Here is a 23,896-nt window from a genome sequence, read left to right as displayed (position 1 = left end):
CATTTTTTGCTAAAAAGCATGTTGTTATGGTGTATAAATGTGTTAAAACCGCTGACTATTCATCTGATTGTCTCGTTAACTGATTGCATTATATTGAAAATGAAGAAAAAACGCCCTGTTTTACAAGATGTTGCAGACCTCGTTGGGGTCACAAAAATGACGATCAGCCGCTTTTTGCGTAATCCGGATCAGGTTTCTGAAGCATTGGGAAAACGAATAGCAGAAGCTTTGGATCAGTTGGGTTACATTCCCAACCGTGTACCAGATATTCTTTCCAACTCCACCAGCCGTGCAATCGGCGTTTTGCTTCCTTCCCTGACGAATCAGGTTTTTGCTGAAGTGATCCGTGGGATCGAGCATGTGACAGATCGCAATGGCTATCAGACCATGCTGGCTCACTATGGCTATTCTGCCCAAAAAGAAGAAGAGCGTTTACTTTCCCTGCTTTCTTACAATATTGATGGCCTTATTTTGGCAGAACGAACGCACACCCCCAAGACGTTGAAGATATTGCAGACCGTAGGAATTCCCGTAGTAGAACTGATGGACAGCGTATCGCCTTGCCTTGATATTGCTGTGGGCATCGATAATTTTGAAGCGGCGCGCCAGATGACGATGGCGATGATCAAGAGCGGCTGCCAGAATGTGGTTTATCTTGGTGCCCGACAAGATGAGAGGACGCTGATCCGTTTGCAAGGGTTTGAAGTCGCGATGCGTAGCGCCGGGCTTCAGCCGAGAAAAGTAATGACACCCGATAGTTCATCCTATTCATTGGGGGCTCAGCTTTTACTGGAAACCTGCCAGAAATATCCCGGCGTTGATGGTTTGTTTTGCACGAATGATGATATTGCCATTGGTGCGGTTTTTGAGTGCCAGCGCCAGGGGATTAAAGTACCGGAAGAAATTTCTATAGCCGGTTTTCATGGTCATGACATCGGTCAGGTAATGACACCAAAACTTGCCAGTGTATTGACTCCCCGTGACCTGATGGGACGTAAGGCAGCAGAAGCCTTACTTACTCGCCTGAAGGGGAACAAACTGGAACACACTCTGATCGATGTCGGATTCACCCTTTCATTGGGTGAAAGTATCTGATGGGTAACAGTATTTAATGGATGAACATGTTTAATGGATGAAAGTGTTTAAATTTTGTAGCTCAAAATGATGCTTCTTCATCTTCAATTGCGATAAACCTCACATTTTCCTTTTTTGGCGATCCTGATTGATTGCCCGCCGTCCTGTCGTGCTGTTAATGTTACCGGTAACCTAATTACCGATAACAATTGGGCAGGCTATATTTTTTAAAGTTACTGTTTGGCTGGTCATATTGCATGGCTAATATTTTTAATTTAATTCAAATGGATAGATAATCAGTAAGGTCTGCATAAAGGAGTTTGATATGAGCGGTACCCAGCAGTTAAATCATGTTTTTGTCTTGATGGGGGTATCCGGCAGCGGTAAATCTGCGGTTGCCAACGGGATTGCCCGTGAGCTGGGGGCAGTATTTCTGGACGGGGATTTTCTGCATCCGCGCGCCAATATTATGAAAATGGCACAAAGCCATGCCTTAAATGATGATGATCGTCAGCCGTGGCTGAAGGCACTCAATGATGCCATTTTTGCCATGCAACGTACCAATCATGTCTCTCTTCTCGTGTGCTCTTCCTTAAAAAAAAGCTATCGGGATATACTGCGTGATGGCAATAAGAATCTGTCATTTCTCTATATGAAAGGGGATTTTGAGTTAATTGAAAGTCGGCTGAAAGCACGCAAGGGGCATTTTTTCAAACCACAAATGCTGATCTCACAATTTGAGACTCTGGAAGAGCCGGGCGGTGATGAAAAAGATGTTCATCAGATTGATATTAAACCTTCCCTTGATGAAGTCATCCAAAACGCAATTAAAACTATTGACCGTATTAGCGAGGAGCGTTAATGAGTACATTAACTCTGGTTATGACGGCCGTCGGCTCTGTTCTTTTATTACTGTTTCTGGTGATGAAAGCCAGAATGCACGCTTTTATTGCATTGATGCTTGTTTCGATCGGGGCAGGAATTTTTTCAGGAATGCCACCGGAAAACATCACCCAAACCATGCAAAACGGTATGTCGAGTACGTTGGGTTTTCTTGCTGTTGTTGTGGCTCTGGGCGCGATGTTTGGCAAAATCCTGCATGAAACAGGTGCTCTTGATCAGATTGCAGTGAAACTACTGAGCAGTTTCGGGGAAAAACGGGCCAATTACGCATTGGGTATCGCCGGGCTTATCTGTGCCTTGCCCCTGTTTTTTGATGTAGCAGTTGTGTTGTTGATTGGTGTGGTATTTGCCGTGGCGCGCCGCACCAATGGCAATGTAGTGAAGCTGGCGATCCCGTTGTTTGCCGGTGTTGCGTCGGCTGCGGCATTTCTGGTTCCGGGGCCGACTCCCATGCTGCTGGCTTCTCAAATGGGAGCAGACTTTGGTTGGATGATCCTGATTGGTTTGAGTGCTGCGATCCCCAGCATGTTACTGGCCGGCCCGATATACGGCAATTTTATCAGCAAATATGTCACGCTGGATCTGCCTGAGGATCTGAGTACTCCAAGCATTGGTAAAAACCAGATGCCTTCCTTTGGTTTCAGCCTGGCGCTGGTATTGTTCCCGCTGGTGTTGGTCGGGCTGAAAACTATTGGTGCCCGTTTCGTGGATAAGCAATCTGAGCTATACCAATGGATGGAATTTATCGGCCATCCTTTCACGGCGATTTTGGTTGCATGTCTGGTGGCGATTTATGGTCTGGCAATCCGTCGTGGCATGAGCAAAGATAAGGTCATGGATGTTTGCTCCGCTGCCATTCAGCCGGCAGGGATTATCCTGCTGGTAACGGGTGCAGGTGGCGTATTTAAGCAAGTGTTGGTCGATTCCGGTGTTGGGCCGGCATTGGGTAATGCATTGGTTGGTGCGGGTCTGCCAATTGCGATGGCATGCTTTATTCTGGCGGGTGTCGTACGTGTAATTCAGGGTTCGGCAACTGTAGCGTGTCTGACCACGGTAGGGCTGGTTCTGCCAGTGATTGGTGAACTGGGTTATTCTGGTGCACAAATGGCAGCGTTATCTGTGTGTATTGCGGGTGGTTCTTTGGTACTTAGCCATGTTAACGACTCCGGTTTCTGGCTGTTTGGTAAATTTACCGGTGCGACAGAAGCACAAACACTGAAAACCTGGACGATGATGGAAACCATTCTCGGCACCACTGGCGCAGTTGTCGGCATGATTTACTTCGCAATGCTGTGATGTTCTAAAGTCTTTTTTGCAAAATATTTAGTAGCGCTTTAATGATTGATTAAGGCGCTGTTTTTGTTGTTAAATTCTTTTATTTTTTCCTGTGTTATTCTCGTTCGTCAGTGGCTAAGTAAACCTGATTTCCAGCTCTTTTACCAATAGCGATTACTAACAAAACAATAACATTATCATTGACCTCGTATACTAAACGATAGCCAGAAGAACGTAATTTGATTTTGTAGCGATTATTGCGGCCACTCAATCGAGCAGAAGGTATATGGGGATTTTCTAAACGTTCAGCTAATTTCTTTTTGAACTGCCCACGGATAGGATGCCCTAGTTTTTCCCACTCTTTTAGTGCCCGCTTTTCAAATTTGAGACTATAAATCATTGAGATTGACGCTCACAAATTCAGCGGATTTCATCCGTTCATCTGCAATCCGATTTAATTCGGCATCTTCTGCAAGTTCTAAATAGTAAGCGTAAAGCTCCGGCGGAACACAATAGAATGCAGGTTCATTACGATTAAGGATAGCGACAGCACCACCTTCACCATCAGCTACTGTTCCCATTGGATTGCGTTTCAAATCGGTAATGCTGGCTGCTATTGTTGTCAGGATCTGATAAGACATATCGCTTTCCTTGTTGAAATTTTATTCAATATAGCATCTTTAAAAGCATTATTTAAAGACTTATATGGTTCGTGTATAAATCATAAGGAATCAACCAACCCAATAAACTGCCTATAAAGCGCTTCAGCACTGCGCTCATAGCCGGCAGCGGAAAGATGAACATAATCAGGACGGGCGAGGTTTTGTTGTTTCCATCCCCTGACTGAACACGGCCCGCCCATATATTCCCGCCAATCCCAGAACAAAGTGTGCTGTTTTTTAGCAACGGCTTGCTGAATTTGAATCACATTATCGAGCAGGGTTGATTGTTGCTCTCCACAGCCTGTTGCGGTTTTGTTTTTCAGTGAATCATTCGGCCCAATCAGCAGGATCACAGCTTGTGGCATTGCTTTGCGAATATCTTGTATTCTGGCTGTCAGATCTCTCTGATAAGTAGCCAAATCCAGTGTATCGTTAAAAGCTTCATTGGTACCGTAGGCGAGGAGCACCATATCGGGTTTCATTTGCGATAGTGTATCAATCCACTCTGGCTGCCACTTATCGAGCATATTAATGGTGGCACCATTAATGCCCAATGCGGATAACATTATGCCGGGATTCTGACGTTTTATCAGCCAGCCGCCGATTTTCAATTGTGTATCCTGTGGATAAAGATTGACTGGAAAACGAACATCCTGCACAGGCGAGAAACGCCACTCACTTTGTGTTGCAGGTAAATTCATTGTGGCAGCCGGCGTTTTAATTTCAGTTGAGTCATGGGATTGATAGAGCACGCTTAGCCAGTATTTACCACGCGCAGAGGGAGAGTCCATTCGCATGGCACTGTTGGTACTTTCTGGAATGGCAATAAATCCGCCCAGAGGATAATCTGCCCGATTATCTTTTCGGCTGCTTGAAAGCCACCATCCTGTTTTATCTTCGGTAAATTTCACTGTAGCAGTACGCTGTCCGGGGATATTCATTGGGGGGATAAAACCAGGCCCGGCATCGCCATAACGATCCTGCAATAAGTTGCGTAATTTGCCGGTAAAAAAATCGGCTGCGGTGTGTGAATCACCCAATTGTACAAAATGAAGCTGCCGAGTATCACTATGGCGCAGTTTATCGGTCAGCAACACGAAATTCGGATCACCAAAATCTGCTAGTTGATGCTGACGGTATGTCTGCGTTATTTGGAGTTCTGATAAGGGTTTGGATTTTTTCCAGTGGCATGATAATAGGCTCACAGAGAACGCAATAACCAGACCTGCACCCATTATCCGGTAAACCCAACGGAATCTTTTAAATGGTTGCATCTTCTTTAACTGGCTCCTGAATAAATGTGATCAATGAAAACAGATAATTTGAGATGGTTTGTTGCCCGCTTAAGCTGAAATGAATGCCGTCTCCGCTGCGGAGTTTGAACCTGCTGCTGCCATCACCAACATAATCTGAATAATTATCTGACTGATATTTGAACATATCATTAACGGCAACATATATCTCTCCCATTTTTTCGACCTCTGTCCGATACAGCTTATTGAGATAAACCATATTGCTGGAGAGTTTTTTCTGACGCATATTAGGCGGCCCAACCCAAATGACATCCACCTGACGCTGGCGAGCGTCATTTAATATTGTTTCAATACGTTGGCGATAAAGATTTTCCCAATCTTCACTGGCGAATTTCAAATAGGAACCACCGCGTTTTGTCGGTATATCCCACGGATCATTCGGGCCTAAAAATATCACGACCAATTTAATATCAGTGTTCTCTCTTAAGGCATTACTGATGGTTTTCGGCCAATCAAAGAAGCTGGGATAAGACAAACCTGTACTTTGCTTACTTAAGTTAATGCTGGAAATACCATATTCTTTAGTAAGACGACGTTTTAAGTGTGGGGCGACTCCCTGCATCATGGAATCACCGACAAATAGCACCTTGTCTTTTATACCCAGACTGACATGAATTTTGGGGACAATTTCAACGGCAGCGCTCTGCACAGTACCGTTTCGGAGTAATGGGGACTGAACGAGCTTAATATCTTTTTGCAGTAACTCCGGAAATGTGAAAGAAAGGTTTTTGATGGGATGCACATAACCTTCCAGAAAGCGCAAACCTATCTGAAAATCAGGGAGAAATACCGTTCGGGTGGCATTGATATTCATGGAGTGTGATGGATCATCCTGATATTTACCCTTCGCATATGCCATAAATGTCTTACTGGCTGCAATTGCACCTTGCTGCATATTATAGCCTAAATCCCACAGTGGCTCTCCTTTGATAGATGCCCAGGGGCTATTGCGGTGGTATTTCTGCTGCCAGAAATTATCCAACGAACCTTGATTCAGCCAGATCAGCATTAAACTGGTCAAGATAATAACGCTAGTGATTTGTCCGACTTTTTTAAGATTAGATTTAAATTCAGAAGTTGGCATAAATAAATCCCGGCATTCCAGAAGGTGACAAAATAAATACCAAAGTAAGGATCAGTGCTAAGGAAATTGGGTAATAAGCCCAGGAAATCAGATTATGTCTCTGTTCAATTTTGTTTCTGAGATTCACGAGCCACGGATAGATAATAAAGAACGCCCAGAAAGCCATTAATAACCCACCGCTGGATAGCAAAGCCGTAAAAGTCTCTCCTGAAAACAGTTGAATCAGGATAGCTAAAGCATCGTTAAAGGTTGGGCTACGAAAAAAGACCCAGGCAAAGCAGACAAAATGGAATGTCACCACACGGGATAAAAATAGAGAAACAGGGTTTTTCGTTTGTTGTTCATTATGTTTTTTTGCAACAGGAAACAGCGCATTTTTAATATTCAGGAGAATTAACCCTAAGCCATGAATGGCTCCCCAGATAATAAAACAGAGTCCTGCGCCATGCCATAAGCCGGAAATCACCATCGCCGTAAACATATTCAGGTTTTTGCGTAATATGCCTTTTTTGTTCCCTCCCAGTGGAATGTAGACATAATCGCGGATGAAGGTTGACAGACTGATATGCCAACGTCGCCAAAATGCCTGTAAATTCTCTGCGAGATAAGGAGCATCAAAGTTGCGTGGTACATTAAAACCCAATAGCAGAGCGATACCAGTGACAAGATCGGTATAGCCGGAAAAGTTAAAATAGATATTCCAGGCGTAAGCATAAATTGCGACAAGGATTTGACCGGCATGGTAACTCGTCGGGTCTTCAAAAACGGGATTGACAAAATTTTCAGACAGCGTCGAACTGAGCAAAAAGAGTTTTATGATAGCGAATGCGATCAATAATAGCGCCTTGAACGGCTCCAGCATCATTCTCGATGATGCCTGAATCTGCGGTAGAAAATCTTTGGCCCGGTTAATCGGGCCAGCGACAATACTGGGGAAAAAGCAAAGATACAAAATAACATCAGACAACGGAGCTGCGGGCAGCTCTTTTTTACACACTGATACAACATAACTGACTGAATGGAAGGCATAGAATGACAATCCTAATGGCATCAGTAATTCAAGAGCAGGCAATTCCACGGTAATCCCAATATTGGCTAATGATTGTTGGATTGTCTCTTGGAAGAAAGAGTAATACTTGAAGGCAGTGAAGCAGCTGAGAATACCAAATGTCAGGAGAGTGAATATGATTTTATTGGATAAATAACGGCTGAGAATATTCGCTAAAAAGTAAATAAATAGAGTATAAGAGAATAAAATATAGGCGAATTTTGCTGAAAAAGAGAATAAAAATAAATAACTAACTAAAATCAACAAGCTATTCTGTAGCTTAGGGGCTTTTTGTAAAAGCCAGTAAACAAGAAGCAGAATCACAAACGATCCAAGAAACTCAAAAGAAAAAAAATTCATATTAGGCTCTGGCTAACCATATCGTTGGGAAAAGAAACGTAATTTGAGGGCACATTATAGTATGGAATTTACCTATGTTTACAATAGGTAATTAATATGGGGAGTTATAAAAAAATCCACTTTGTAAATAATACAAAGTGGGTGGTAGGGAGACTGTTGCACAGACGATTCCATAGCCTTTTTGTCTAATAATGAGTGAGCATTAAACTGCAAGTCATTTTTAGCATGTTATCCTTAATATATTCTCCTTAACAGATTGTTTTTGGAGAATTTATCTGCATTTATTAGAGTGCTAATTCCTGTACTTCCGAAATCAGGTTTTTATTGCCATTAAATACCCGGTGTAAATATCGATTATAGTTAGCACCCAGTTCGGAATAACCATTAAGATTATCAATCAATTTACTGGTATTCAGTGTTTTCTGCGTTGTTCTCTGGTTTGCCCGTGAAGAGCGTAGTGACTCATAGGCACGGTGAGTATTCAGATTTTTCATATAAGCAACGACAGAATCGTCAATCGTATGGTAAACAGAATAACCTTTGATCTTTCCTTTAATCTTGCCACAAGAGGCACAACGCATTCCGAACAGGTTATTGTTTTTCTGGGCAAGCTCCGAAGTTCCCCAGCCTGATTCTGCCGCCGCCTGAGTGGCAACAAAATGGGTCGGTATAATGTCAACCCGACTCAGCAGTCTATCCCAATTGACCTGTCTTGGTGAATTGCAGGTCATTTTATAATCCATACAGATTTTTTTTAGCCGATCGATATCCTGTACAGACCAGTGGACTGTTTTCTGGTGTGACAGGAGCCATTTGCGGTCTTGCATAATTTTTTGGTTATGCTGATCAACTACAGGGACAACAATATTTAAAAACGCTTTCTTCCGGGGTGTACCTGAAGGGTATTTTCGCAAATCAGGCAAATTTTTCTGAATGCCATTGTGAGAATACTCTTTCATTTCTGTGGTACTGGTCGAGGCATCGCTCAGACCGGTAAAGATTAATGAGATAAAGAAAGCGAAGACCGCAGTTGTCCTCATCATTCGAGAGGGCATTTGCTTCTCCTCGTTTTATTACTATGTTTTATTACTATGGATAAAAAAACAAACGAATATTAGCAGGGCAAACAATATATGGCTACTGTTATTCGTCATTCATAAGATTAGTTTCTGTAACGAATATTAGCACTCTACTGACAAATATCTATATTTTTTATGGTGTATGGTAAGTTAATGTAATGATTGTTGTAATTTTATCTGGCGATTTTAACTATAAAGTCAATATTTTTTGTTTTGGAACTTTATTTTTTATCTCTGGATTTTCTATTTAATATTTTGTTTTTATTGGTTATTTTCTTCTATCTATGATGGAGTTTGTTTTTTATTTTAACATAAAGTTATATACATTTTTTGAATATAAATTTGTTTATGTTGATTCTATGTGTAACTTTGATTTCTTCCTGAAAACAGAGCTTATTATTGATGTTTCACCTCAATTTTAGTTCATTAAGAATATGATAATTTTGAGATATTTTTTATTTGTTATGCGTTGTACCTTTGACTTTTCTCTAGAGAATTTTTCTTAATATAATATTTATATATAAATTAAGTTAATTAATTATGAAAAGGAAATAATGAAAAAAATAAATATTATTTAATTGTATATTAAAAGTGAAAAGCAAGATTTGATCTCCAGATTGTGTTCTATGCGATTCCTCAAAAGCATAGCTAACCATATGTTTATAAAAACGGTGAATGGGTGTAGTTGTAAAGAATAATTTAGTTTGTGATTCTGAGAAATTAAAAAACAGTCATGGTAATGAAAAGTATTATTATATTTTTTATTGAATAAATTCATAAGTTATACCCTTTAACCAGTTAGTGAAATTATTTCTGGTTTAATTTTTAACTAATGAAAAGTTCTTGAACAGAATGGAGTGTTCAGTATAGGTAAGTAACTTAATTATGGGTTTTCTTATTTTATCATCACCAATAAATAGCATTATCATTCCAATTTTTTCTGGTTAAGAAGTGAATTATTCTTAATGGATTCGATTAAAAAAATTAGGTTAAGATGCAAAAAGAATCAGGGAGATTAAGCTCCCTGATTATGCATTATGAAAAATAAATATCATATTATAACCACTTAGCAACGCCGCCGTGGCGAGAGCAGGCTCCTTTATTAGATTTACTCTTGCTATAAGTCCCGTCTTTACAAAGTGCCGTATTGGCGCCTTTTTTTGCGGGTTTATTACTTTTTTTGGATGCTTTTTGCTTTTTTGCTTTTTTGGTTACTTTTTTTTCTGGCGAGTTAACTTTGTTTTTTGTGGATTTAACATTATGTTCAACTGCTGTTGCGGTTTTTGAAACGGCTTCAGATGAGGTGGATACCGCGGGTGCTGCAAGTACTGTACTTGAAAATAACACCAGTAATGCGGTAACTGATAACTTCAAGCTTTTCATCACTTATATCCTCTGGTTAGAGTACGTAAATACGAAATCTACTCTTGCAATCCGGAGTATAGTTTTGAATGATATGATTGTAAATTTGATATAGGTAATAATTTTATAGATGTTTACTTTTAATTATTAAATCGTTTTTATCGGTAACTAATTGTATTTACATTTTACCCTGCTATTTTCACATTGAAATAGACAAGGAAAATCAAATAAATATTACAGATTGCTGAGGAATGGGATAACAATTATCGTGAGAGGTATATGTTTTAAATAAATAGTGAAAATCGTATAATATTTGTTATTTTCCATATCGTTATATTAATTTCACAACAGAATTACTCCATGAATACGTAATCTATGCAATTAGCCTTGCATGGAAACCTTGGGGAAGCGATCACTTAGCTATTTATTTCCTGTATTTGTTCTACTGACAGGTTTGCGATGCGACTTATTCAAGGCAGTTGGACAACGGGAAGTCACGGATACAATTTTGATGCTCTGATGGCTGATTTGAAATCGATGAGCCAACTAATACGATCACAGGGTTTTGAGGTAAAAAATAACACTGAAAATGAGGAGAATGACATTGTGCAAAAAGTGACAATCATTACAGGTGGTTCACGGGGTATTGGTAAGGCTACCGCGCTTTGTTTGGCAAAACGGGGTCATCATGTCTGCATTGGGTATCGTAGCCGTGAAGAACAAGCTAATGAAGTGGTGAATATGATCCGTGCTCTTGGGCAGCCAGCAATGGCAGTTCAAGTGGATATCGCAGATGAAAAACAAGTCATGATGTTATTCCAGCGGGCAGAAAAGGAGCTGGGGTACATTTCTGGATTAGTGAACAATGCCGGAATTTTAAAGCCTCAAGCGATTATTGAGCAGTTAACTGCGGAAAGGTTAAATGAAATCTTTGCAACGAATATTACCGGTACTTTTCTTTGTTCCCGCGAAGCTGTCAAAAGAATGGCTTTTCGTCATGGTGGACACGGTGGCGTAATCGTGAATGTGTCTTCCGCTGCCGCCAGACTGGGTTCTCCCCATGAATATGTTGATTATGCGGCATCGAAAGGTGCCATTGATACGATGACAATAGGGTTGGCACAAGAAGTGGCTGCACAGGGTATTAGGATAAATACAGTACGTCCGGGGTTTATCTATACTGACATGCATGCTGATGGTGGGGAGCCTGAACGCGTTGATAGAATCAAGGATTTTTTGCCGATGAAACGAGGTGGTCAGCCAGAAGAAGTTGCTCAGGCCATTGCATGGCTGCTATCGAATGAATCATCATATGTTACGGGCAATTTTATTGACTTGGCTGGGGGGAAATAAACATTATTGTGGGCATAGATTGCCACGCAGCAACTTGAGACTAATGGGACATATCCGGGTTCCGTAAGCCGGAATTCTCTCAATGATTTTCCGGCTAATTATTTTAAACATATGGTTTCAAATACATGGTATTAAATGCATGATTTTAAATATATTGCCTTAAACACAGGTTTTAAACATAGAAGGTTTTTAAACAGATAACATCATTTAAATGAACCGTGGTTTTAAATTGACAATAGTATTAAGCCCGCATTTCCATCAACTTTGGCTTAAGAGTAATCTTGCCGGGTTCCACCTTAATATGAATAGGCTGTTTTATTAAGTTGCTGATTGTTAACCAGTCCCCCGCGATATAAAGCTCACCATTCTCACGAATGCTATCGATCCCTTCATAGGGATTATCTTCTACTTCTTTGATCAAACTGACTAAATCTACATTGGGAGCAACGAGAGAGATAATGAGACCATTGGAAAATTGTGATATGTGAAATAACTCATTTGCGGTAAATCCAGCATCGCGGAGTTCACAGCCATTAAGTATTAATTCCGGAATATCAATGTCAGTCTGGCGAAATGAAACATGAAGGCTCATTTATACGTTCCTTGTGTTATTTGGGTATACAACGATACTTTATCAGCACTTTGCCCGCACTGCACCGCGGAATTATATGTGTTTTTATCTGTACCGCACTCATTGATTAATGATCGATATCTACCCTAGCGTTTAGTTGACTAACATGCTATCGACAATGTTGCTCTTTGAGAAGTGACTCGCAAAAAATTACTGTATATTTATACAATATTAAATATTTTGTTTCAATTACATTGCGAAACCATTTTGTAAATAGACGACATAACGTAATAGTAGGGGGGATTTATTTGGCAGATTATAATTTGATTTATTTTAGTCATATTTATGACATGAATTAGTCGTGTAACTGTTATTTATTTCATCTCTAATATCCTATTTTATTTATTTTCAGTATATTAGATCATCAATGGTTATTTGTTATCTTTTTATGTGTCGGATGACTAAAAGAGATTGCCTGACTGTCTTATTTATCGCATTATTTAATATATCAGGTTTTTTACGCTATTTTTGGCGATCACTGACTGTATAACGTATTTTTTTGATGATTTTTTGTATTTTTATGAGAGGTAGTTAATATGATTGTTTTTAAAATAAAAATGATTTAATGGTTTCCGTGTGTTGTCAAGAATCATGTTAAAAATCTTCTTTTTAGGTTTTTTTGCAAAGATTTAATTCCTGAAATAAATAATTAAATTTTAAGACTTTCGTTTTATGAATAGTTTTAATTAAAGATAAGACAATTAACTACCACAGAGAGTAACTCATTATGTTAAAACGTAAATATTTAACTCAATCTGAAATTGAGAAATTATTGGTTGAATTAGAAAGAGGTGCCAATGCAGAGCGTAATATTTGTATGCTTTTTATGGGATTTATTCACGGATTTCGTGTTTCTGAGCTATTGAGATTGCGTATGTCCGATGTTGATCTACGTGACCGTAGTTTGAGCGTTAACCGTTTGAAAAATGGTTTTTCCACAATTCATCCCATGGTTTCAAAAGAAATTCAATTAATTCGTAAGTGGTTGAGTGTTCGTAAGAAACTGGAAAAATTCGGCAAGAGTGAATGGTTATTTATTTCCCGAACCGGTGAGCCTTTGTCACGACAACAGTTCTATAAAATCATCAGGAACACAAGTATTAATGCACAAATTGCGATTTGCGCGAATCCGCACATGTTGCGCCATTCTTGCGGTTATGCGTTAGCGGATAATGGTGCTGATACGCGATTGATTCAAGACTATTTAGGTCATCGCAATATTCGTCATACAGTCAGGTATACCGCGAGTAACGCTGGTCGCTTTGATGGAATTTGGCGGGCAAGAGGGAAGCGAAAAAGAGTTACATTTAGTACCAAACTGTTAACCCATGTAGATTAATTTATTAAAATATAAAATTACAATATATTAAATCTTTAATTTACAACAAATCAGTTTTTTTGTCTTTCGATATCGAAACAGGAATTTTTAATGACAATTTGGAATGAAATTATAGAAAGGAGTTATGAATTTCTTGGTAATTATATAGAAAATTAATGCTGTTAATTAAACTCTACTGATCATAGAGTTGAAAAAATATTTTGCTAATGAGAAAAAAATAGTTAGTTTAAAAAAGATAAAATCAATGGAGTTAACAGTTTGGTACTAAATGTTAACTTGTAAATCGGATTATTCATTGATGTGCTAACTGAATAAACCTGTTGAAAGACGAAAAGTGTCAACCTTATTTAGGATGAGTCAGAGAAGACAATAAAAGCCCTGCTTATATTACCAAACAGGGCTTTTAATCTCAGTATGACGAATTAAATCTTCACACTGAAATTCTTTGAGCAATACTCAAATTAAGCAGCATTAATACCATACTGTGCACAAACAGAAGCCAGACCACCTGCGTAGCCTTGACCTACTGCACGGAATTTCCATTCCGCATTGTGGCGATACAGTTCACCGAACAGCATGGCTGTTTCGGTAGAAGCGTCTTCAGTCAGATCGTAGCGAGCCACTTCAACCTGCGTGTCATCGTTGATCAGACGGATGAAAGCACCGGAAACCTGACCGAAGCTCTGGCTACGAGCTTGTGCATCATGGATAGTGACCACGAATACCACTTTATCTACATCGGCAGGAATTTGATCCAGTTTGATTTTCAGTGATTCATCATCGCCATCTCCTTCACCGGTACGGTTGTCGCCAGTGTGCATGATGGAGCCATCAGAGGATTTCAGGTTGTTGTAGAAAATGAAGTCGGCATCACTGCGCACTTTGCCGTTTGCCGTCAGCAGGAAAGCAGATGCGTCGAGGTCGAAGTCTTGTCCGTCAGTCGAACGGGCATCCCAGCCGAGACCGATCAGAACGTTTTTCATGCTTGGCGCTTCTTTGCTCAGAGAAACGTTACCACCTTTAGAAAGAGATACACCCATTGTTATTTCCTCTATTAGTCTATTAATTAATTGTTGAGATTTATACCCGTCATTTTTCAAGTTGCAGCTTTGTCGGCTGCATCTTGAAATCCATTGGTATAGCTCACCAGATTTAGCTTACGTTTTCTTTTTGCGGGAACAGCAGGCTGGCAAGAATACCCGCCACCAGTACCCCAATCACGACAAGCAGGCTGGTTGTCGCCGAAATCGAGTAACCGTGGTGGAATATGTGCTCAGAAGCGTTCAGGCCCAGTTTGATGGCAATAAAGAACAGCAGGACAATGACTGCTTTTTCCAAGTGCACCAGATATTTTTTCAATGCTTCAAGTACGAAGTAAAGTGTACGCAGGCCCAAGATAGCAAACATCATGGCGCTGTATACAATCAACGGTTCCCGGCTGACAGCAATCACCGCAGGGACAGAATCAAAAGCAAACATCACGTCAGACAGTTCAACCACTGCCAGACACAGCATCAGTGGCGTAGCGTAAAGCGCCGCCTTACCTGCACGACCCACTTTCACATCGGCGTTTTCCTGTTTTGCCAGCTCTGTGTCCACTTCTTTTTGGTTCAGTATAAAAGCATGACCACGCAGTTTCGGCCAGATTGGGAAGAAACGCTTCACCAGACGATAAGCCAGATGTTGTGAATAATCTTCGATTTCATCGTCATCGTCACCGCTTTTCAGCATCATAACCGCAGTCCAGCCAACGATAACCGCAAACACTACCTCAACCCACGGCCCGAGTGATAACAGGCTTGTCCCGATGGCAACAAAAATTCCACGGAAAACGATAGCACCGATAATCCCCCAGTACAGGACACGGTGGCGATAGCGATCCGGAACAGCGAACCAGGAGAAAATCGCCATGATGACAAACAGGTTATCGACGGAAAGCACTTTTTCCAGTGCATAGCCTGTGACAAAAAGGCTGGCGGCTTCCGCGCCGTGATGAATATACAGAAAGCCTGCGAAAACAAAAGCAATGGCGATCCAGAAAATAGACCAAAGTGCGGCACTACGCAGCGAAATTGGCTTATCATCACGATGCATAAAGAGATCGATAAAGAGCGCACCAACCGACAGAAGAATAAATACAGCAACGGTTTCCATCGGAAAACCAATGTGCGTGGATACCATGAAATAAGCCTCTTAAATTATCTGCGATTACAGTCCGAAATCAGCCGATGCAAAGCCGAGGGCTAAGCAAATTTCACGGGCAGCATGCTTTTCGTCGTTATCAAAGTCACCATCACTCTTGGCGACTGCGATACCTACGCGCAAAGCAAGTTGTGCCGCTTCCGGTTGTTGTTTCAGTGCCATGATAAATTTCATGGCTTCACCTTTGCCAATGTCAGCATCAAATTCGTAGCTGCTGACCAGCTTGTTAAAGAACTCGATAATTTCAGCGGTATCGAATACTTTCAATTCAGGGGAGCTTTTGATGAACCCGATCATTTTCTGTTTTTCTTCTGAGCTGATGCCGTTGCTTGCCATTGCAACATGTGCGCATACCGCGACAGTGCCTTCCATGAACTTTCTGTTCTTGAAACGGCCAACTTGGTTGGTCAGCTCTTCACGTCCTGCATTGAACGCGGATTTGATTTTGTTTAAAAAGGACATAAGTCCCTCCGTTTGAGTAAAATAACCGTTATTTACTTCCCGATGTCCAGCGAAAGCCCCATCCAAATGCACGGTCCATCTCTTTGTGTCCACGGAAGTATTGATTGATGCGTTCTACTTTGATGGCACCGTTTTCATTGACAAGACGGGCGATGGCACACATTCCCTTGTTGTTTTGCCCTTCTGTCAGACGTGTTTCAATCGGGGGCTGGTCAGGGACGTGGATCGTGACGACACCATCGGTTTTGTCCCAGCTAGGCACGCCTTCGTAGATAAAGGCGTAGATCAAAACTTCACGGATGTTTTTCCATTCAAGGCCATTGATATGGAGCCATTCACCATCACTCACACGACCGGTACGATCATCACCCTGTAATTCAACATACGGTTCATAACGGTAATCGCCAAAACTGTTTCCCAATGCTTGTATAACGCCCTGCTCTCCGTCTTGCAGCCGGACAAATGCGCCGAGATCCAGATCCACACCTTTGTTTGAGCCGAACATACCCTGCAAAATGCCTTTTGAGGAGGAGGAAGTCTGATTCCAGTTAAGGTTAATGCGAATCTTACCGTAGTTATCACGTTTGCTCAGGCTGATAGCGGGTTTTTCTTTGGTCAGAGAAACTTTGCTCAGATTAATGCTACCCGGAGCCGGGGCTGGTGCTGACGCAGGGACTGGTGTTGAAGTCGGCGTATCATCAATGATATCCACACCAAAATGTTCCGCCAGTGGTTTGAGTCCACCATTAAAACCCTGAGCAACAAAGCGGAATTTCCATTCCCCATTGCGGCGATAGAGTTCACCGAGGATTAAGGCGGCTTCTGTGCGGCCTTGCACTTCAATATTGCCTTGTAAAATCACACTGCTGTTCAGTTCAACCTGAATGCTGAGGCTGCGCAGGTTGGAGATAGTTTGATTGCCGTCGCAGGTGGCGGTAAACGCCACTTTCTGAACATCCTGACCTAATGCGGGCAAGTTGACGAAGAATGAAGTATTGATGTTACCGCCAGCCAGCCGGATGGTATTGTCGTCACTGACAGGCTGACCGTAGAATATCATGTCCGGATCGCCTTTCACTTTACCATCGGCATACAAACGGAAAGCCGAGACATCAACGGCGGAACCTGACAGAACCCGTATGGTGAGTATCTGGTTGGCAACGGGGGCATTTCCCCCGGGTGTCAGATTCATTAACGCACCACCGTCTCAACAATCTGCGGATACATTGCGTCAATGGTACGACTACGGCAAGGAACGCCATGTGCAGTGAAATCCCACTGACCGTCATTGCGGCGCAGGGAAGAGATAATAACGCCGGTATGGGCACCTTGTTCATGCAACTGATAGCGAGCCAGCTCTTTACCGCTTTGGTCAACAACACGGCAGAAGGCATTTTCAACATCATTGAAAGTCTGGCCGCGGAAACTGTTAACGGTAAAAGCAAGATATTCAACATTGGCGGGTAATTTGATCAGGTTAACACGGATAATTTCGTCATCCCCATCGCCTTCACCTGTCAGATTGTCGCCAGTGTGTTGTACAGAACCACATTTAGATTTCAGTTGACCGAACCAGACTGTATCGATGGCTTTACCTGATTTATCAAGCAGGATGCAGCTCGCATCCAGATCAATTTCATCATTGCCGCCGCCGAGTAAACTCGCCAGAAAGCCTTTCTTTTTAGTTACAGGATCCCAGCCCAGACCAAAATCTACTTTAGCCAGTGAAGCGCTCTGTTTAGAGAGCGAAACTGACTGATTTTTGCTTAACGAAACCATTAATGACACCTCTATTCTGTTTGTCGGTGGATCACGGTAATTTCACATATTAAAAAATCATAATATGACAAATAGATAGCCTGAATTTGTCATATTATGATTCCCATAGACAGTGTATGTCGTCGTTAACTGCATGATAGGAAACAATCTGGCTTTATTTTTTATGATTTCTTTTCCATGCAAAAAAGTCAAACTAATTTTGCACTAAAAAATCATAATATGATTGACACTGATTTATTATCAACTCTAGACTGCGGCGCATATTTCATTGAAGCTGGAATTTTTAAAAAGGCATCACATGACCGCATTGAATAGCACTTACGTTGATCAAAAACAGGTTTATCAGAAAAAATTGAACAGCGGGACGTTGACGGTAAGTGCATCCCGTGGATACGTCTCTCTGGAGACGCTGTTTGATATTGCCGAACGCCGTAATCCCAAAAGGGCATTTTTGTTTGTCAGTAAAGTATTGGGGCGGCATATTCCTGTCAGCCCATCAGTTATGCGCTCGGTTTATCGGCAATTATCTGAGCGGTTTCCCGCTAATCTTCCCGGCCCTGTCTTGTATATTGGCATGGCAGAAACGGCGGTTGGCCTGGCTGCCGGCGTATTTCATGAAACGCATGATAAGGTTGAGGCTCCTGTATTCCTGACTTCAACACGTCATCCGGTTGATGGGGATTTATTGTGTGAATTTAAGGAGAACCACAGCCACGCAACAGATCATTTGATTTACTGGCCAACAGAAAGCCGGTTGCGCCAGCGAGTGATGGATGCCCGTACTTTGGTTTTAATTGATGATGAAGCAACAACCGGCAATACGTTTATCAACCTGTTGGAAGCGTTGTGCAACGCGGGACTTGGGCATATTGAACGTATTGTTACGGTAACCTTGACTGACTGGAGTGGTGAGTCGGTGATGAAACGCAGCCCATTGCCAGTCTCTGCGGTTTCCCTGATTGAGGGAAATTGGCAATGGGCTGCGGATATTTCTGCCCCTGTTCCTGTTATGCCTCAAGTGAATGTCACAGCACGGGGAAAAGTCAGCATTATTGGTCAACAGACTTGGGGACGCTTGGGATTGGATGAAATCCAATGTGATATCGGTGCTGACATTCACGCTACAGCGGGCGAGAAAGTACTTGTATTGGGTTCCAGTGAATTTGTTTGGCAACCGTTCCTGCTGGCAGAACGCCTTGAGAAAGAAGGAGCGTTGGTGATATTTGGCTCAACAACCCGCTCTCCGATCTCTTGTGGTCATGCCATTCAATCTGTGATGGCGTTTACCGATAACTACGGACTCGGTATTCCGAATTTTCTCTACAATGTTGCTCATCAACAGTTTGACCGTATATTGCTCTGCCTTGAAACCCCGAAAACAGCCGTTGATCCGGATTTGGTAGCTCAACTCGCTCGTATTTCTCCGGCTGTAGAGATCGTCTCCTATGATTAAGCCCGTCTTTTTAACTGATCTGGATGACACGTTATTTCAATCCCGCAGAAAATTGAAAAATATATTGGATGAATCGCTTTTGCGTGTTGGCGCGTTGGATAGAAAATCTTCTCCCCATAGTTATATGACCGAAGAACAGTCTATGCTGGTTGATTGGCTGCTGACTCATGCGGAAGTTATTCCTGTAACGGCCAGAAATACCGAACAATTCGGCCGTGTGCAGCTTCCTTTCAACTCTTGGCGTATTGTTTCACATGGTGCGGTTATCCTGACGCCGGAAGGCTTGGTTGACGAGTACTGGCAATCGCATATGCTAGCGGAATTGATGCCGTACCGGGATCAGTTGCGGACACTGGAAGAATTGAGCGAACGCTTAATTGCATCTCATGGCATAGATGCCCGGGTGCATATCGATTATGAGTATGGTGATGTGCCTGTTTTCTTAATCATTAAGCACCAAAACCACGATAGGCTGGATGAACTTAATGTACTGGCTGAAGCCTTGATTCAGGAAAATGATTTCCATCGCGATCAAAACGTTCATATTCAGGAAAGTTTTTATATCCATCACAACAATAACAACCTTACTTTGCTGCCAAACTGTGTTGACAAGGGGCTGGCAACTTGTCACCTTTTGCAAAGGCTCCGTGCTGAGAGAGGTATTTTTCCAGTCATTGGTCTGGGGGATAGTCTGAGTGATTATCGCTTCATGCAATTGTGCGATTGGTTTGGTATGCCTCAGAAAGGCCAGTTTGCTGACACATTAATGACTACCTTATTTGGAGCTGTAAATAATGAATAGCTTTCCTCTTTTTTCGGGGAGTTATGCCTCTGATGATGTTCAATTTCTGTTAAAACCTGTTCAAATTGAGATGACACCTGTTGATGTTAAGGAACAGTTGATCCAGTCTGGTGTCCGCCATTATTCAGATATGCTGAGTCAGGAACCGGAGCCGACGTCTTATCATCTTGAGTTGTTTGAGAAAGCGCTTGGGCAAGGCGCAACCAGATTGGCAACAGAAGTTGTTATGCTTGCTAAGGCGCTGATATCACGTTTTGATGACCAGCCGATTGTGTTGGTAAGTTTAGTCAGAGCCGGCGTACCGTTGGGGGTTATGCTGCATCAGACTCTCAGGAGAATGGGCAAGCGTTCTTATCATTATGGGGTCAGTATTATCCGGGATCGAGGTATCGATAATGCTGCGCTGTCATACATTGAGCAACAACATGGTACCGATGGGCTAGTTTTTGTTGATGGTTGGACAGGCAAAGGGGCGATTACCACAGAGCTATCGCGATCTTTGGCGGGAAGGGCAGGTTATTCGGGAATCCCTCGCCTGGTGGTATTGGCTGATCCTTGTGGCTGTTCATGGTTGACTGCCAGTGATGATGATTGGTTGATCCCTTTTGGCATTATGGGAGCGCCGGTGTCGGGCTTGATATCACGCTCTGTCTGGAGTGACAAAGGGCTGCATAGCTGTGTGAAGTGTGAACACTTGATTGCGTATGAGTGTAGCCGCATGCTGGTGGATACAGTTGCTGATTGCCGTGATCGGTTGGATCTGAATGTTATACCTCCAGCCGTTTTTTGGCGGCCGCAGGAAAAACATTCTTTATTGCAATTGAGTAAAACAGTGATTGCCAATCTGGCTGAAAAATACCAAATTGACAGTATTAATCGCATCAAACCCGGTATTGCTGAGGCAACTCGTGCTGTCTTACGACGTGTACCGGAACATATCCTTGTGCGTTCAAAAGATGATCCTGATGTTGCCCTATTAGTGCATCTGGCTCGCCAAAAAAATGTTGTTATTACCGAAGTCGTTGATCTGATTGGTCAATATCGTGCAGTGACTATTATTAAGAAGGTAGCATGATGATGTCTATTCCTTCTCCACACCAGCTTGGTGCAACTCTGTATATGCCGGCTACTCGCCAAAATATTGCAGAAATTATACTACAGAATAAAATTACTGGCCTGCGTTCTCTGGTTATTTGTCTGGAAGATGCTGTCAGTGAGCAGGATATTCCTGCCGCTATCGAAAATCTCAGTGGTGTTCTCCAGTTACTGGCAGAAGCCGATAGACCACATTTCGGTACTGAGCGTAATCATCCCCTGATTTTTATCCGGCCACGCAACGAGATGATGGCAAGACAATTGATCGCCACTATGGATCTCAGTGCCATTAATGGACTGGTTTTACCCAAATTTACTTACGCTTCGTTAGCCGGTTGGTGGGAGATTATTCGCGTAACTCATCTTTGTATCATGCCCACGCTCGAGACAGAAGAGGCCTTTGATGTTCAAAAAATGAATCAGCTTGCTGATGCCCTCAAAGCGCACCCTTGCAGGACGCGAATTATTGCCCTTCGTATCGGCGGTAATGATCTGATGAATATGATGTCCCTGCGGCGTTCGCGGGATTTCACTCTCTATGACGGGCCGATGGGATATATTATTAAGATGCTGGTGGCTGTTTTTGCTGCGCGGGGATTCGCTCTGACGGCACCGGTTTGTGAGCATATTGATGACTTGAAACTACTTGAGAAAGAGCTGGTATTGGATATTGCCCACGGTTTGGTGGGAAAAACTGCCATCCATCCAAATCAGATTGAGTGTATCCACCGATCGCTTATGGTCAGCGCCCACGATTACACCGATGCGCTGAATATTCTTAATTCAAAGCAGGCGGTTTTCAAATCTCAGGGAGTCATGTGTGAACCAGCTACTCATCAACGTTGGGCGATAAATATCCTTGAACGGGCGGAGCACTATGGAATAGTTCCAGAAGCGGCATAGTTCCAGAAGCGGCATAGTTCCAGAAGCGGCATAGTTCCAGAAGCGGTATAGTGCCAGAGGCTGAATAGAAGCTGAAACCTACGGGGAGAGCTGTAAGGCTTTTTAATCTGTTTTGATATTGATTTAACTGTGATAAAGGCTATGCTGAAAGTCATCCTCGTAGTTAACAATAGGAGTTAACAGCAGGAAATTTTGGTTTTGTTATCCCTCGCTTGGTAATTAAAAAATGTTGCTCAGTCCCAAACAATTTAGAAATTTCAAGTTAACCTTATTACTTTCACATGGCAAACCAGTTAGCAAGGCTAAAATCATCCAGGAACTCAATTGTTCGGAACCAACATTGCTCCGTGCCCTTCGGGAATTGAGGGATCTTTATTGTGCTGATGTTCGGTTTAGTAAAATAGGCAATACTTATCAGCTGGTTGATAAAGGGATGCTGACTAAAAAAGATGCCAAAAGGATCGAAGAATTACTCGTTCAGCATCTCAGTTTAAAAGCCGAAGAAGCAACCAGCCATGTCTTCCTTGATAAAGAGAAGAAAAAGCCTGTTTCTCTCTCCCTGAGAATGTCAGTGATCAGAAAAATTGATGGCTTGTCTAATCGGCTTGAGACAACCAGAAGTGAAGTGGTTGAAATGGTCGTGGACAGGTTTATTGAGAATCTGCTGAAAGAAACTATTAACAGTCATTTACCTAAACGGAAAAACCCATAATGCCAGCCAGTTGAATTTAACTGGCATCAGGGTGATGTTTTATGGCTTGAAAGGACGCTTAATGGTTGTGGCGTGTAAGTTTGTCAAGATATCCCATGACAAATGCGGACAAAACGAAGGTGAGGTGGATAATGACATACCACATAAGTTTATTGTCCGGCATATTTCTGGCATCCATAAAAACACGCAGGAGGTGAATGGAGGAAATAGCGACAATCGAGGCTGCAACTTTATTTTTGAGTGAAGTTGCATCCATTTTTCCCAGCCAGCTCAGCTTTTCCTTGCTCTCGTGGATATCCAAACTTGAAACAAAGTTTTCATAGCCAGAAAACATCACCATCACCAACAACCCACCAACCAACGTCATATCAATCAGAGAAAGCAGTGTCAGGATCAGGTCAGATTCTGTAATGGAAAAAATATGCGGCAGGATGTGCAGGATTTCCTGAAAGAATTTAACCGCAAGAGCAAGTAGCCCCAATGATAAACCAAAATAAACGGGTGCAAGTAGCCAACGAGAGGCATACATAGCGTTTTCGAGAAAGCGTTCCATGTTTTTTAAAATTTGTTACAAAAGGGGCGATATTATAGATCAAGAGAGTGAAAGCTATGCAATACATATCGATAGCCAGACAATGATAAATGCCAGTGTGAGGCGGCAAGAGAGTGAATTCTCGGGAGCCATTGATAACCGTATGTTTATAAAAACGGTGACTGGAATGAGCGAGTGTAGCCAACAAAGATGCAACTTGAAGGACGAGTGATATAGACCTTACAACGGTATTTTCTAGCCTTGGTGTTTTGAGGAAGTAAAGAGGATATCTAATGGCTTCGTTGGTGGGAGAACTACTTTTATGAAATCCAATGAGCCAGCCATTGCTACAATCTGGATTGACAATGCAAGAACAAAAATTGCGACGAGGATCACATTTTTACACTCCATGAAACCGGTTACATGAATAACAAATTTCCATAACCTCCACAATAGAAACAGGGGACAGTTCC

At 42.1% G+C, this 23,896-nt stretch carries 24 protein-coding genes; 10 read left to right on the top strand and 14 right to left on the bottom strand.

All coding sequences use genetic code 11. The annotated features are described in order from the left end of the window. Window positions 1–99 precede the first annotated feature (99 nt). The 3 genes from gntR to gntU all read left to right on the top strand — a co-directional run bounded on the left by gntR (window position 100) and on the right by gntU (window position 3,273). Window positions 100–1,095: a gluconate operon transcriptional repressor GntR gene (gene gntR / locus AC5JQI_RS16555; protein WP_237386291.1), complete on the top strand. Its 996-nt coding sequence runs from the start codon at window positions 100–102 to the stop codon at window positions 1,093–1,095. 304 nt (window positions 1,096–1,399) lie between these two features. Further along, a complete protein-coding gene (gntK, locus tag AC5JQI_RS16550) occupies window positions 1,400–1,936 on the top strand; it encodes a gluconokinase (protein ID WP_493912956.1) in 537 nt (178 codons plus the stop codon). Then, the gene (gene gntU, locus AC5JQI_RS16545) at window positions 1,936–3,273 is read left to right on the top strand and encodes a gluconate transporter (RefSeq protein WP_493912955.1); all 1,338 of its coding nucleotides are present in this window, start codon (window positions 1,936–1,938) and stop codon (window positions 3,271–3,273) included. The genes gntK and gntU overlap by 1 nt, the downstream gene beginning before the upstream one ends. A gap of 94 nt (window positions 3,274–3,367) precedes the next feature. On the opposite strand, the gene AC5JQI_RS16540 is transcribed toward gntU, so the two are convergent. From AC5JQI_RS16540 to AC5JQI_RS16510, 7 genes are all read right to left on the bottom strand, one after another. After that, window positions 3,368–3,652 carry a type II toxin-antitoxin system RelE family toxin gene (locus AC5JQI_RS16540; RefSeq protein WP_493912954.1) on the bottom strand — a complete coding sequence of 95 codons (285 nt, stop codon included), beginning with the start codon at window positions 3,650–3,652 and terminating at the stop codon, window positions 3,368–3,370. Further along, on the bottom strand, window positions 3,642–3,893 hold the full coding sequence (locus AC5JQI_RS16535) for a type II toxin-antitoxin system Phd/YefM family antitoxin (protein WP_237386267.1): 252 nt from the start codon (window positions 3,891–3,893) through the stop codon (window positions 3,642–3,644). The genes AC5JQI_RS16540 and AC5JQI_RS16535 overlap by 11 nt, the downstream gene beginning before the upstream one ends. An 80-nt stretch (window positions 3,894–3,973) precedes the next feature. Then, window positions 3,974–5,188, bottom strand: a complete 1,215-nt coding sequence (locus AC5JQI_RS16530) for an SGNH/GDSL hydrolase family protein (protein WP_493912953.1) — start codon at window positions 5,186–5,188, stop codon at window positions 3,974–3,976. Then, window positions 5,175–6,311, bottom strand: a complete 1,137-nt coding sequence (locus AC5JQI_RS16525) for an SGNH/GDSL hydrolase family protein (RefSeq protein WP_493912952.1) — start codon at window positions 6,309–6,311, stop codon at window positions 5,175–5,177. Before AC5JQI_RS16525 ends, AC5JQI_RS16530 begins: the two co-directional genes overlap by 14 nt. Next, on the bottom strand, window positions 6,298–7,719 hold the full coding sequence (locus tag AC5JQI_RS16520; protein WP_493912951.1) for an MBOAT family O-acyltransferase: 1,422 nt from the start codon (window positions 7,717–7,719) through the stop codon (window positions 6,298–6,300). Before AC5JQI_RS16520 ends, AC5JQI_RS16525 begins: the two co-directional genes overlap by 14 nt. A gap of 284 nt (window positions 7,720–8,003) precedes the next feature. Beyond that, complete coding sequence (locus AC5JQI_RS16515; RefSeq protein WP_493912950.1) at window positions 8,004–8,774, bottom strand: protein bax; 771 nt, start codon at window positions 8,772–8,774, stop codon at window positions 8,004–8,006. A 1,080-nt stretch (window positions 8,775–9,854) separates the two neighbouring features. Further along, complete coding sequence (locus AC5JQI_RS16510; RefSeq protein WP_275369864.1) at window positions 9,855–10,181, bottom strand: DUF3761 domain-containing protein; 327 nt, start codon at window positions 10,179–10,181, stop codon at window positions 9,855–9,857. A gap of 582 nt (window positions 10,182–10,763) precedes the next feature. Here AC5JQI_RS16510 and AC5JQI_RS16505 point away from each other — a divergent pair. Next, the gene (locus AC5JQI_RS16505) at window positions 10,764–11,513 is read left to right on the top strand and encodes an SDR family oxidoreductase (protein WP_493914718.1); all 750 of its coding nucleotides are present in this window, start codon (window positions 10,764–10,766) and stop codon (window positions 11,511–11,513) included. Between the two features lie 241 nt (window positions 11,514–11,754). On the opposite strand, the gene AC5JQI_RS16500 is transcribed toward AC5JQI_RS16505, so the two are convergent. Beyond that, window positions 11,755–12,105 (bottom strand): SymE family type I addiction module toxin, encoded by a 351-nt coding sequence (locus AC5JQI_RS16500; protein ID WP_493912949.1) that lies wholly within the window; start codon window positions 12,103–12,105, stop codon window positions 11,755–11,757. A 766-nt stretch (window positions 12,106–12,871) separates the two neighbouring features. On the opposite strand from AC5JQI_RS16500, the gene AC5JQI_RS16495 reads away from it, so the two are divergent. Beyond that, on the top strand, window positions 12,872–13,483 hold the full coding sequence (locus AC5JQI_RS16495; RefSeq protein WP_493912948.1) for a tyrosine-type DNA invertase: 612 nt from the start codon (window positions 12,872–12,874) through the stop codon (window positions 13,481–13,483). 461 nt (window positions 13,484–13,944) lie between these two features. Here the strand turns inward: AC5JQI_RS16495 and AC5JQI_RS16490 are convergent, their stop codons facing one another. From AC5JQI_RS16490 to AC5JQI_RS16470, 5 genes are all read right to left on the bottom strand, one after another. Next, complete coding sequence (locus AC5JQI_RS16490; protein WP_237386258.1) at window positions 13,945–14,523, bottom strand: TerD family protein; 579 nt, start codon at window positions 14,521–14,523, stop codon at window positions 13,945–13,947. Window positions 14,524–14,635: 112 nt separating this feature from the next. Next, window positions 14,636–15,664, bottom strand: a complete 1,029-nt coding sequence (locus tag AC5JQI_RS16485; RefSeq protein WP_493912947.1) for a TerC/Alx family metal homeostasis membrane protein — start codon at window positions 15,662–15,664, stop codon at window positions 14,636–14,638. A gap of 27 nt (window positions 15,665–15,691) precedes the next feature. After that, entirely contained in the window at window positions 15,692–16,147 is a 456-nt protein-coding gene (locus AC5JQI_RS16480; protein WP_493912946.1) for a tellurite resistance TerB family protein, read from the bottom strand. A 28-nt stretch (window positions 16,148–16,175) separates the two neighbouring features. Next, on the bottom strand, window positions 16,176–17,339 hold the full coding sequence (locus AC5JQI_RS16475; protein ID WP_493912945.1) for a TerD family protein: 1,164 nt from the start codon (window positions 17,337–17,339) through the stop codon (window positions 16,176–16,178). Beyond that, complete coding sequence (locus AC5JQI_RS16470; RefSeq protein WP_493912944.1) at window positions 17,339–17,926, bottom strand: TerD family protein; 588 nt, start codon at window positions 17,924–17,926, stop codon at window positions 17,339–17,341. The genes AC5JQI_RS16475 and AC5JQI_RS16470 overlap by 1 nt, the downstream gene beginning before the upstream one ends. Window positions 17,927–18,224: 298 nt before the next feature. Between AC5JQI_RS16470 and AC5JQI_RS16465 the strand changes: the two genes are divergently transcribed. The 5 genes from AC5JQI_RS16465 (at window position 18,225) to AC5JQI_RS16445 (ending at window position 22,891) form a co-directional block, all read left to right on the top strand. Next, window positions 18,225–19,379 carry a phosphoribosyltransferase domain-containing protein gene (locus tag AC5JQI_RS16465; protein WP_493912943.1) on the top strand — a complete coding sequence of 385 codons (1,155 nt, stop codon included), beginning with the start codon at window positions 18,225–18,227 and terminating at the stop codon, window positions 19,377–19,379. Continuing rightward, on the top strand, window positions 19,372–20,181 hold the full coding sequence (locus tag AC5JQI_RS16460) for an HAD family hydrolase (RefSeq protein WP_493912942.1): 810 nt from the start codon (window positions 19,372–19,374) through the stop codon (window positions 20,179–20,181). Before AC5JQI_RS16465 ends, AC5JQI_RS16460 begins: the two co-directional genes overlap by 8 nt. Further along, window positions 20,174–21,256, top strand: coding sequence for a cysteine protease StiP family protein (locus AC5JQI_RS16455; RefSeq protein ID WP_493912941.1), 1,083 nt, complete (start codon window positions 20,174–20,176; stop codon window positions 21,254–21,256). The genes AC5JQI_RS16460 and AC5JQI_RS16455 overlap by 8 nt, the downstream gene beginning before the upstream one ends. Continuing rightward, the gene (locus AC5JQI_RS16450; protein ID WP_493914717.1) at window positions 21,256–22,179 is read left to right on the top strand and encodes an HpcH/HpaI aldolase/citrate lyase family protein; all 924 of its coding nucleotides are present in this window, start codon (window positions 21,256–21,258) and stop codon (window positions 22,177–22,179) included. The genes AC5JQI_RS16455 and AC5JQI_RS16450 overlap by 1 nt, the downstream gene beginning before the upstream one ends. 226 nt (window positions 22,180–22,405) lie before the next feature. Then, on the top strand, window positions 22,406–22,891 hold the full coding sequence (locus tag AC5JQI_RS16445) for a tellurium resistance protein TerW (RefSeq protein ID WP_237386250.1): 486 nt from the start codon (window positions 22,406–22,408) through the stop codon (window positions 22,889–22,891). Window positions 22,892–22,949: 58 nt separating this feature from the next. On the opposite strand, the gene AC5JQI_RS16440 is transcribed toward AC5JQI_RS16445, so the two are convergent. Then, window positions 22,950–23,444, bottom strand: a complete 495-nt coding sequence (locus AC5JQI_RS16440) for a TIGR00645 family protein (RefSeq protein WP_237386249.1) — start codon at window positions 23,442–23,444, stop codon at window positions 22,950–22,952. Window positions 23,445–23,896: the final 452 nt, after the last annotated feature.

It is taken from the genome of Xenorhabdus sp. XBWT (genome assembly GCF_059072735.1).
This window is presented reverse-complemented; position numbering and strand designations above follow the sequence as displayed.